Annotated in this window: 9 protein-coding genes and 1 pseudogene; 9 read left to right on the top strand and 1 reads right to left on the bottom strand. The window is 41.0% G+C overall.

Features of this window, described 5'->3' with window-relative positions; genetic code table 11:
• Positions 1 to 110: 110 nt before the first annotated feature.
• The gene (locus UB32_RS09230) at positions 111 to 803 is read right to left on the bottom strand and encodes a Crp/Fnr family transcriptional regulator (protein ID WP_052806999.1); all 693 of its coding nucleotides are present in this window, start codon (positions 801 to 803) and stop codon (positions 111 to 113) included.
• A gap of 354 nt (positions 804 to 1157) precedes the next feature.
• On the opposite strand from UB32_RS09230, the gene UB32_RS09225 reads away from it, so the two are divergent.
• The 9 genes and pseudogenes from UB32_RS09225 to phoU all read left to right on the top strand — a co-directional run bounded on the left by UB32_RS09225 (position 1158) and on the right by phoU (position 10904).
• Positions 1158 to 1766: a superoxide dismutase gene (locus UB32_RS09225; RefSeq protein WP_044393138.1), complete on the top strand. Its 609-nt coding sequence runs from the start codon at positions 1158 to 1160 to the stop codon at positions 1764 to 1766.
• 223 nt (positions 1767 to 1989) lie between these two features.
• Positions 1990 to 3207, top strand: a pseudogene (locus UB32_RS09220) (MFS transporter).
• 216 nt (positions 3208 to 3423) lie between these two features.
• Positions 3424 to 5526 (top strand): peptidoglycan D,D-transpeptidase FtsI family protein, encoded by a 2103-nt coding sequence (locus UB32_RS09215; RefSeq protein WP_198528185.1) that lies wholly within the window; start codon positions 3424 to 3426, stop codon positions 5524 to 5526.
• Positions 5527 to 5797: 271 nt separating this feature from the next.
• Positions 5798 to 6724, top strand: coding sequence for a phosphate ABC transporter substrate-binding protein (locus UB32_RS09210; protein WP_044393134.1), 927 nt, complete (start codon positions 5798 to 5800; stop codon positions 6722 to 6724).
• An 81-nt stretch (positions 6725 to 6805) separates the two neighbouring features.
• Positions 6806 to 7726, top strand: a complete 921-nt coding sequence (pstC, locus tag UB32_RS09205; RefSeq protein ID WP_044393132.1) for a phosphate ABC transporter permease subunit PstC — start codon at positions 6806 to 6808, stop codon at positions 7724 to 7726.
• On the top strand, positions 7727 to 8614 hold the full coding sequence (gene pstA / locus UB32_RS09200) for a phosphate ABC transporter permease PstA (RefSeq protein WP_044393130.1): 888 nt from the start codon (positions 7727 to 7729) through the stop codon (positions 8612 to 8614).
• A 54-nt stretch (positions 8615 to 8668) separates the two neighbouring features.
• On the top strand, positions 8669 to 9442 hold the full coding sequence (pstB, locus tag UB32_RS09195; RefSeq protein ID WP_241768462.1) for a phosphate ABC transporter ATP-binding protein PstB: 774 nt from the start codon (positions 8669 to 8671) through the stop codon (positions 9440 to 9442).
• 11 nt (positions 9443 to 9453) lie between these two features.
• Entirely contained in the window at positions 9454 to 10227 is a 774-nt protein-coding gene (gene pstB, locus UB32_RS09190; protein WP_044393126.1) for a phosphate ABC transporter ATP-binding protein PstB, read from the top strand.
• A 17-nt stretch (positions 10228 to 10244) separates the two neighbouring features.
• Positions 10245 to 10904, top strand: coding sequence for a phosphate signaling complex protein PhoU (gene phoU, locus UB32_RS09185; protein ID WP_044393124.1), 660 nt, complete (start codon positions 10245 to 10247; stop codon positions 10902 to 10904).
• Positions 10905 to 10986: the final 82 nt, after the last annotated feature.

Below are 10986 nucleotides of genomic sequence, written 5' to 3'. Positions count from 1 at the left end.
GGAAAGCGAGTGTCTGGAGTGAAAATCGATTATCAGCCAAACCCAAAAAAAGACCGGGCGGTTTTTGTCCGGTTTTTCTCATGAGAATCCTGTTAATTTATCCTATGGAATCAATTTAATCCGCAGATTTCAAAGGAACAATTCTGGCAATCGACTTCTCTCTTTAAATAACTAAGGTTTTTTACGGTGAATTTTAGCTGGTCATAGGCGATGACGTCCTTTTCGCGCAAGTCCTTAAGCATTCTTTGGATCACTTCACGGGTTCCGAAGGTCAAATTGGCAAGTTCCTGGTGGGTAAGCGGTAAATCAATCAGGATTCCTTCATCTGTCATTACCCCGTAGCTGTTGCATAGCCTGATCAATATGGAGTACAATCCACCCTTTTTTCCGTTCATAATCAGGTCCTGGCATTTCATTTGCGCCTTAAGGTATCTTGTACTCAACCAATTCACTAGTGCATTCATCGCTGTTTTATCATCAAGGACGAATTCTTCGAACTGTTCTCTTTTAATCATCAGCACTTCACAGTCAGTGAGTGTTTTTGCGGAAAAATGGTATCGCGGAGTATGTTTGAACAATTCATATTCTATGATCATTTCTTCGCCGTTCAGGATTTTGAGGATGAATTCTTTGCCTTTCATGTGAACACGGCCGACTGAAACAGTTCCGCTTAAGATAATATAAACATTTTGAACATTTTCGTCCTCCTGGAAAAGGATGGTGTCTGCTTTGATTTTTTGAATTGTTTCTTTATCAATGAAGCTTTGTATCATTAAACTGTACAATGATATATTTCTGTCCATCTGGATCGTCTCCTTATATTCCTTTCTATACTTTGATTTAAGGGAATTGTGGCAGCTATGTCAATTGGGTTATAGAAATAATTGGAAATATTTTCAGCTATGTGCGACAAATATCGTTGACACGACTGCGTTCGGAGAAAATTGACGATTTTCTAAACTTTTTTCACAAATACATGCATGTATAAAAGAAGGATGATGTGGATAGGTTAATCTTGTTTAGACAAGGCTTTTTATTTGAAACAAATCTTTTTCTTTGGTATGCTAAAAGCAAGCACTATTAGAACAATTCTAATTACCTAAATTGTATGAAAGATTGTTCTAAAAGTGAAACACGATACATAGGAGGATGTTAAAATGGCATTTGAATTACCACAATTACCATACGCATACGATGCACTGGAACCACACATTGACAAGGAAACAATGAATATTCACCACACAAAGCACCACAATACGTATGTAACAAATCTTAACAACGCATTAGAAGGAAACGAAGAGCTTCTATCCAAATCTGTCGAAGAAGTTATTTCTAATCTGGATGCTGTTCCAGAGGCAGCACGCACTGCAGTTCGCAACAATGGCGGCGGACATGCGAATCACTCTCTTTTCTGGCAAGTTATCTCTCCAAATGGAGGCGGCGAGCCTACTGGAGAATTAGCGGAAGTAATTAACGCAAAGTTTGGCGGATTTGAAGGCTTCAAGGAAGAATTCTCTAAAGCTGCAACTACTCGCTTCGGTTCTGGCTGGGCTTGGCTCGTTATTCAAAATGGAGAGCTAGAAGTAATTAGCACGCCAAACCAAGACAACCCATTGATGGAAGGTAAAACTCCGATTCTTGGCTTGGATGTTTGGGAGCATGCGTATTACCTGAACTACCAAAACAGAAGACCAGAATACATTAGTGCATTCTGGAACATTGTGAACTGGGAAGAAGTCAGCAAGCGCTATGCATCTGCGAAATAATTAGGGAAATACGCGAGGGGCTGCAATAAATGCGGCCTCTTTCTTTGTTTTGTTTAGGAAATTATAAAATTATTTAGTTGTGGATAACTTTTTGTGGTTTTCTTAATCTAGCTCCAGCGCTTGTCGGGGCTATTCGTGGCGCTTGCGCTTTTCGTTCTTGTTAAAAAGTGAATAGCTCTGATTGCTTTGTTAGAAACTACCCAAGAGAAAAGGGGAGTCGATCATGAGCAAAGCAAACAAATTATTAGGAGACATTGAACTGACTAAGGATTTGGCACTCCTGTTGATGATTGGGGGGTTATACTCTTTAAGCATTGCCCTTTCCAATACGTTCGTTAACATCTATTTATGGAAGCAATCCGGCGAACTGGCCGATTTAGCACTGTATAATCTCTCGATTGTCGTTGCCCAGCCGCTCACCTTTATCCTTGCTGGGAGATGGGCAAAGAAGGTTGACAGAGTCATTGTGCTCCGCATTGGCGTCATCTTTTTAGCATTGTTTTATGTGACGGTGTTGTTTGTAGGCACAAAAGCATCCGAATTTTTATTGCTATTGGGTGTTCTTTTAGGAATCGGCTATGGTTTCTACTGGCTAGCCTACAATGTTCTCACCTTTGAAATCACCGAGCCAGAAACTCGTGATTTCTTTAATGGGTTTCTCGGAATTCTCGGATCTATTGGAGGAATGATTGGACCAGTAGCCGCTGGCTTTATCATTTCAAGACTAGAAAAGCTGACTGGTTATACGGTGGTTTTCGGGTTATCTTTAGGATTGTTTTCCATCGCTGTTTTATTGAGTTTCTTTTTGAAGCGACGCCCTGCCCACGGCAAGTACTGGTTCCGGCGGATTATTATCGAAAGGAAACATGATAAAAATTGGCGTATGGTGACAAATGCTCATTTCTTCCAGGGGCTGAGAGAAGGGGTTTTTGTATTTGTCGTTTCTGTTTTCGTATTCATCGCCACAGATAGCGAAATGGCTTTGGGTACTTACTGATTGGTTAATTCTGGGATATCATTTCTCGCTTATTATTTTGTATCCCGGACCCTAAAAAAAGAATATCGGAAACAAGCAATTCTCGTCGGCGGATTGATACTGTTTTTTGCGATTTTCCTACTTATATTTGAACTCAGCTATTCCCGGCTTCTATTATATGCTGCATTGATTGCCATCGCTTACCCTCTACTGCTTGTGCCATACTCTTCCATGACCTACGATGTAATTGGCCGCGGCTGGAAAGCGGCTGAAATGAGGGTGGAATACATTGTCGTGCGCGAATTATTTTTAAATCTTGGCAGAGCTGCTTCGATTTTGCTTTTTCTGCTGGCAATCCATCTATTCAGTGAAAAACAAGCGATTCCTTTCCTTCTGGTCCTGCTGGGAAGCGGGCATACCTTGATTTACCTCTTTATTAGGAACATCCACTTTAAAACAGCATAACTGGAAAGTCTTTTTAGCGCATAGCATGCGGATCAAGCTGCTTGCGCTTTTTTCTCTGCTGGAAAAATAATCTGCGATTGTTTAAAGATAGTAAATGCAGTTGATTTTCGTTAAAATAGAGGAAGGTCAGGAAGCTACCGACTTACAGACTGAAGAGGTGGGAGAGGTTTGAATAAACAGAAAAAAAAGAAAACGAAAGTGCCGTTCAGACTGAATATGGTGTTTTTTGCAGTATTTGTATTATTTTCGACGCTGATTTTAAGGCTGGGGATTGTGCAAATTGTGTACGGAGAGGATTTTAAAAGGGAAATCGAACGGACAGAAGATGTGACCGTAAATAACCCTGTTCCACGAGGGAAGATGTATGATCGAAATATGAAAGCAATCGTGGATAATACCCCTAGTATGGCGATTACCTATACGAAGAGCCAGAGTACAAAAACGAAAGAAATGCTTACTGTTGCTGAACGGCTTGCAAAATTAATCGTCAAGGATACGGAAGCTGATTTAAAGAAGATTGGGGAAAGAGACAAAAAAGACTACTGGATGATGAAAAATGAAGAAAGCGCCCGTGACAAAATCACCAAGGAAGAATGGCTGAAATATGATGAGAAAAAACTTGATGATAAGGCGATTTATAATATGCAGCTTGAACGGATCACGGAAGCTGAGTTGAATGAGTTTACAAAAGCGGATTTAGAGATTCTTGCTATTTTAAAAGAGATGATGAGTGGATATGCTCTGTCCCCTCAAATCATCAAAAAAGATTTAACCATTGAAGAATTTGCGATTGTAAGTGAAAATCTCGAAATGCTCCCTGGGGTTGATACAACTACAGACTGGGAACGTCAATATAGCTACGATAAAACATTAAGAACCATTCTGGGGAAAGTTAGTGATTCGGAAAAAGGTCTCCCAAAAGAAAAACTGGAATATTATCTTGCTAGAGGATACAGCAGAAATGATAGGGTAGGGTTGAGTTATATCGAGCAGCAATATGAAGATATTCTTCACGGACAGAAAGCAAAGGTAAAGAACATAACAGATAAAGGCGGCAATGTCCTTGATACTGAGGTGATATCGGAAGGACAGCGGGGGAAAGATCTCGTGTTGACAATTGACATGGATCTTCAGCTTGCAGTGGATAAAATTATCGAAGAGGAATTATTAAAGGCGAAACAAACATCCGGAACTGGGCTCCTTGATAGGGCATTTGCCGTGTTGATGGACCCAAGTACGGGAGAAGTTTTGACACTGGCAGGAAAACAACTTGTCAAGGATGAAGCTACAGGCAAGAACGTTTTACAGGATTTTGCGAGTGGCAATTTCACGACTTCCTATAATGTCGGGTCTGCAGTAAAAGGTGCCACGATTTTAACGGGTTTTAGCACAGGAGCAATTAGCCCGGGAACAGAGTTTTTAGACACTCCGATAAAAATAAAAGGAACCAATCCAAAGAAATCATGGAAAGCAGGATTAGGTTACCTGGATGATCGCGATGCATTAAAGGTGTCGTCAAATGTATATATGTTCAGGACTGCCATCAATATTGGCAAAGGAAATTATCAGTATGATCAGCCGTTGGATATTGATCCGCAGGCTTTTGAGACAATGCGGAATCACTTCAGCCAATTTGGGCTTGGGGTCAGAACGGGAATCGACCTCCCGAATGAGATGGTCGGTTTTAAAGGAACAGCGAAACAGCCTGGTCTCCTGCTCGACTTTGCGATCGGACAATATGACACGTATACTCCTCTTCAATTGGCACAATATGTGTCCACAATTGCAAACGGTGGCAACAGACTTCAGCCGAGGATAGTCAAGGAAATCAGAGAACCAGTCATGAAAAATGATGAAGTTGGTCCTGTCGTGAATGAATTTGAGCCTGTCGTCTTGAATAAGGTTGATGCCAAGCCAGAATGGTTCGACAGAGTTCAGGAAGGCTTCAGGAGAGTTGCGCAGGAACCGGGGGGGACAGCTTATGGAACATTTATTTCTGCCGATTATAGACCAGCTGCAAAAACCGGGACAGCACAGGCATTTTATGACGGACCAAAAAGGAAAAATTATGATAAAACCCCAGAAGTTATGAATTTAAGCCTTGTTGCCTATGCACCATACGATAATCCAGAGATTGCCGTAGCCGTAGTGGTCCCGTGGGCGTATGAAGGGGATACAGGTCATCACGCTAATAATGATATCGGCAGAAGAATCCTCGATACGTATTTTGAATTGAAAAAGAAACGCAGTGAAGGCAATTTAAACCCGGCACAGTCCTCTCAGGAAGGCGAGAACGGAACGGGTGCAGAGCAGCCATAAAGAGATAAAGAGGAAGATAAACCAATCAACTTCTTAACTGTCTATAATAGGCAGTTTTTTTTATTGGGCTATGGGTATACTTTTAAAATAAATAAGGATAAAATATCTTCGAGAAACAAACAGTTTCTATCTATTCCTTGTTTCGACAGATTTACACATAATTCAACTAAATTTACAAAACCTTTACATTAGGTTAAAACAATGTTAAAAGTAAAGCTGTATTGTTACTCTTGTAGGACGTACCAACCATAACTCGTAGGGGGAATTAGAAATGAAGAATGCGAAAAAAATCAGCCTGCTGTTAATCTTAGCAGCTTTAATGGTGTTTTCTGCAGCATGTGGCGGAACGAGCAATACTGCTGATCCAGGAACGAATGGTTCTAGTAACACTGATACCAATGGAACTGCAACAGAAAAACTTTCAGGCTCGTTGGTAATTTCAGGTTCATCTGCAATGCAACCGCTAGTTGCAGCTGCTGCTGAAGAATTCATGGCTAAAAATCCAGATGTTGATGTTCAGGTAAATGCTGGCGGATCTGGTACTGGTCTTTCCCAAGTTGCTGAAGGTTCTGTCGATATTGGTAATTCCGATGTTTTCGCAGAGGAAAAGGAAGGAATTCCAGCCGATGAGCTAGTTGATCACAAAGTAGCTGTTGTTGGAATGGCTGCAGCTGTAAACCCAAATGTTGGAATCAATGATATCTCAAAAGAAGACCTAATCAAAGTGTTTACTGGCGAAATCACGAACTGGAAAGATCTTGGCGGAAAAGACCAAAAGATCGTCCTTGTAAACCGCCCGGATTCTTCTGGTACACGTGCTACTTTCGTGAAATATGCTCTTGATGATAAGACACCTGCTGAAGGAGTCACCGAAGATTCTTCAAACACAGTGAAAAAAATCATTAGCGAAACGGAAGGCGCAATTGGCTATCTTGCTTTCTCTTACTTCACTGATGATTCCGTAACACCACTCTCTGTAGATGGCGTTGAGCCTACTGACGAAAACGTCCAAAAAGGTAAATTTCCAATTTGGGCATATCAACACTCTTACACAAAAGGAGAGCCTAATGCTCTTGCTAAAGCTTTCATTGACTATATGATGAGCGATGAAATCCAAACAACTTTAGTGAAAGATCAAGGGTATATCCCAGGTTCAAAAATGGAAGTTGAACGTGATGCACAAGGAAATATGAAGTAATCACCTAACAAACTATATTCTTTAGGGTAAGTGCCTGTCGGCACTTACCCTCTTATAACGTATACGGGAGTGTCAAAATTTATGGAAAAATCGGTTCCAGCTAAAGAAAGACTGATAAAGTCCAAAAACAGCAGGATGAATGGGGAAGCAAGAGGAAGAATGCTCGTAACGGCCAGTGCGCTCATTATGATTTTCGCCACCGTTGCGATTACTATTTTTCTGGGGTCAAAAGGCTTACAGACATTTACAAAAAACGGCATTAGTCCAATTGAGTTTATAACCAGTACAAAATGGGATCCGACAAATGCTGAGAGTCCGCTATATGGTGCGTTTCCTTTTATTTTTGGCTCGTTTGCTGTCACCTTCCTTTCTGCATTGGTAGCTGCACCGCTCGGCATTGGCGGGGCGATATTCATGACCGAAATAGCACCTTCCTGGGGTCGGAAAGTGCTTCAGCCGGTCATAGAACTACTTGTCGGAATTCCTTCCGTTGTTTATGGATTCATAGGGCTTAGTGTGCTTGTGCCTTTTATTAGGGAAAATGTCGGAGGGCTAGGATTCAGCCTTTTGACAGGAACCATTGTTTTATCAATCATGATCCTACCTACTGTGACTTCGATTGCAACGGACGCGATGGCTTCCTTGCCAACAGCATTAAGAGAAGGTTCGCTTGCACTCGGAGCAACACGGTGGCAGACAATCCGCAAAGTGCTTATTCCCGCAGCATCTCCCACCCTTCTTACGGCGGTTGTGCTCGGAATGGCTCGTGCATTTGGGGAGGCTCTCGCGGTGCAGATGGTTATTGGGAATGTTCGTACCCTGCCGTCCAGTATCATCGATGCCTCTGCAACTTTGACAACGATTATAACTTTGAACATGGGCCACACAACTTATGGGAGTATAGAAAATAATACTCTATGGTCAATGGGGCTCCTCCTGTTGATTATGTCATTTGCTTTTATTCTCGTTATTCGGTATTTGTCTGCAAGGAGGAAAATATAAATGAACAGCAAGACAGCGGACAGAATTGCAACAGCAATCTTTGGTTTAATTGCTTTTATCATTGTCGCGATTTTAATTGGGTTGTTTGCCTATATTCTTGGCAATGGCCTTAAACATATTAGTATTGAGTTTTTAACAACTCCTTCAAGTAATGTCCTTGGCGGCAGCGGAATCAGGGACCAGTTATTTAATTCATTTTATATTCTATTCCTTACTATGGTGATCGCTGTTCCTCTTGGTGTGGGAGGCGGTATCTATATGGCGGAATATGCGCGGCCCGGGAAAATAACTAATTTAATTCGTTCTTTTATTGAAGTTCTTGCATCTTTGCCATCCATTGTAATAGGTATGTTCGGTTTGTTGATGTTTGTCAATCTCACTGGTTGGGGATATACCATCATAGGAGGGGCACTGGCCCTTACGATCTTTAACCTGCCTGTGATTGTACGAGTAACGGAGGATGCGTTCAATTCTATTCAAGGTGATCAAAAAGAAGCGAGCCTTTCTCTCGGTGTCACCCATTGGCATACGATTAAACATGTCCTTCTTCCTAGTGCATTCCCTTCTATTCTGACAGGTGTAATTCTTGCATCTGGCCGGGTGTTTGGAGAGGCAGCTGCCCTATTATTCACTGCAGGCTTATCTACCCCGAGGCTTGACTATGGAAACTGGAATCCATTTTCTGATAGGTCGCCATTAAATATTTTTCGTCCGGCAGAAACGTTAGCTGTCCATATTTGGTCTGTTAACACACAGGGAATTATTCCCGATGTTGTTGAAAAATCTGCTGGTGCGTCTGCTGTCCTTATCATAGCAGTCCTTATATTCAACTTATCCGCAAGATGGATCGGCAGCAAAATCCACAAAAAAATTACGGCAACTAAATAAAGGGGTGAAGTTGTTATGGCTACAACTCTGAAAGAAAAAAGCAACTCGCAAATAATGGATGAAAATAGGCGAAACGATATTGTTTTGGAAGTAAAGGACCTAAGTATTTATTATGGGGACAATCGCGCAGTAAATGGAATTTCTCTGGATATTGAAAAAAATGCGGTGACGGCTTTAATTGGCCCGTCAGGTTGCGGTAAGTCGACGTTTCTGCGGTCGATAAACAGAATGAACGATTTGATTCCTAGTGCAAGGGCAGAGGGAGAAATTAATTATGAGGGAATCAATCTTCTTGGAGATAATATTGATGTAGTTGCATTGAGAAAGGAAATAGGGATGGTTTTCCAAAAACCAAATCCCTTTCCTAAATCCATTTATGAAAATATAAGCTACGCTCTAAAGTTTGCGGGCATTCACAAAAAGAGCGTGCTAAATGAAAAAGTAGAGGAAAGTCTTACAAAGGCAGCTCTTTGGGAGGAAGTGAAAGATCGTCTTCATACCTCAGCTCTGTCTCTATCGGGAGGTCAGCAGCAGCGCTTGTGTATAGCGCGTACGGTTGCGATGGAACCGACAGTCCTACTATTGGATGAACCTTCCTCAGCATTGGACCCAATTTCAAACGCGAAAGTGGAAGAGCTTGTTGTAGAGCTGAAAAACGATTATTCTATTATTATTGTCACACATAATATGCAGCAGGCTTCGCGAATTTCAGATAAAACAGCATTTTTCCTAAATGGAGATCTAATTGAGTTTGACAGGACAGAAAAAATCTTCACGAATCCTAGTGTTAAGAAAACAGAAGAGTATATTTCCGGACGGTTTGGATAAGGGGGAGCAATGTGTCTACTTTAACAACAACAGAACGAGTTTTTGATGTGAAGGATTTAAACCTTTGGTATGGTGATAATTTAGCATTAAAAAGTATCAATTTTCCGATTCATTATAACGAAGTAACCGCAATTATCGGACCATCGGGCTGTGGAAAATCAACATTTATTAAAACGCTCAACCTGATGATAAATATGATACCGGGTGTGAAAATGTCAGGTGAAATCAATTACCGAGGAAAAAATATTTTAAGCGATAAGGTGGACCTAGTTGAACTAAGAAAGAATGTAGGGATGGTGTTTCAGAAAGGAAACCCTTTTCCACAGTCGATATATGATAATGTTGCGTATGGACCAAGGATACATGGCTTGAAAAAAAAGCAGGAACTTGATGAAATAATCGAGAAATCATTAATAGACGTTGCTCTTTGGGATGAGGTCAAGGACAGGCTAAATGCTCCTGCAATGGGATTATCAGGAGGCCAGCAACAGCGCTTGTGCATTGCAAGAGCCCTGACAACTAAGCCTGAAGTTCTTCTTATGGATGAACCAACTTCTGCGCTTGATCCTATTTCTACATCTAAAATCGAAGAACTCATATTTGAGCTGAAAGAAAAATATACTATAGTTATCGTCACTCATAATATGCAACAGGCTTCAAGAGTATCTGATAAGACAGCATTCTTTTTAATGGGAGAACTAATAGAACTTGATGACACGACAAAAGTATTTTCTCAACCGTATGATCAAAGAACAGAAGACTATATTTCGGGTCGATTCGGATAATAAGAAGGGGTGGAAAGATGGTAACAAGAACATTTTTTGATAATAATTTGAAAGAATTGAAAGAAAAAGTCCTTCACATGGGGGATGAGGCAAAGAAGGCTGTGATCCTTTCGATGGAATCGCTTGTAGAGCAGGATAGTGACAAGGCACAAGCTGTCATTGCCGGAGATAATAAAATCGATCATATGGATGAAGAAATTAATGAACAGGCAATTTTGCTAATCGCAAAAGAAGCGCCAGTAGCAACGGATTTGCGAAAAATCATTGCTGCCCTGCGAGTCTCATCTGAAATTGAACGAATTGCCGATATGGCAGTAAATATTGCTAAGTCAACTCTCCACATCGGAGGGGAAAAGTATATTAAAGAGATTATTGAAATCCCGAAAATGCTGGAAATCAGCCTTGAAATGCTAACGGATTCCCTTACCTCCTTTTATGCGGAAGATGCACACTTGGCTAAAAAGTGTGCACAAAGGGATGATGAAGTCGATGAAATGTATGGACGTCTGATCAAAGAATTGATGGGCTACATCCCTCAAAAGCCTACAGCAACAAATCAGATAACCCAGTTGGCATTTGTATGCCGATATATTGAGCGAATAGGAGACCATACGACCAATATTGCAGAAAACGTTATTTATCTTGTTACTGGAAAAAATTATGATTTAAACGCCTAATGTGGCCTTGAATCCCATCCTGGTTCTGTCGTTTTGGAATCAGGATGGGATTTATTTTGTTTTTTACTTGATTAAAGTGATG

This window comes from Mesobacillus subterraneus, from assembly GCF_000934845.1.
GTDB classification, from domain to species: Bacteria; Bacillota; Bacilli; order Bacillales; family Cytobacillaceae; genus Mesobacillus; species Mesobacillus stamsii.
Note: the sequence above shows the minus strand (reverse complement) of the source record. Positions and strands in the feature narration are given on the sequence as shown.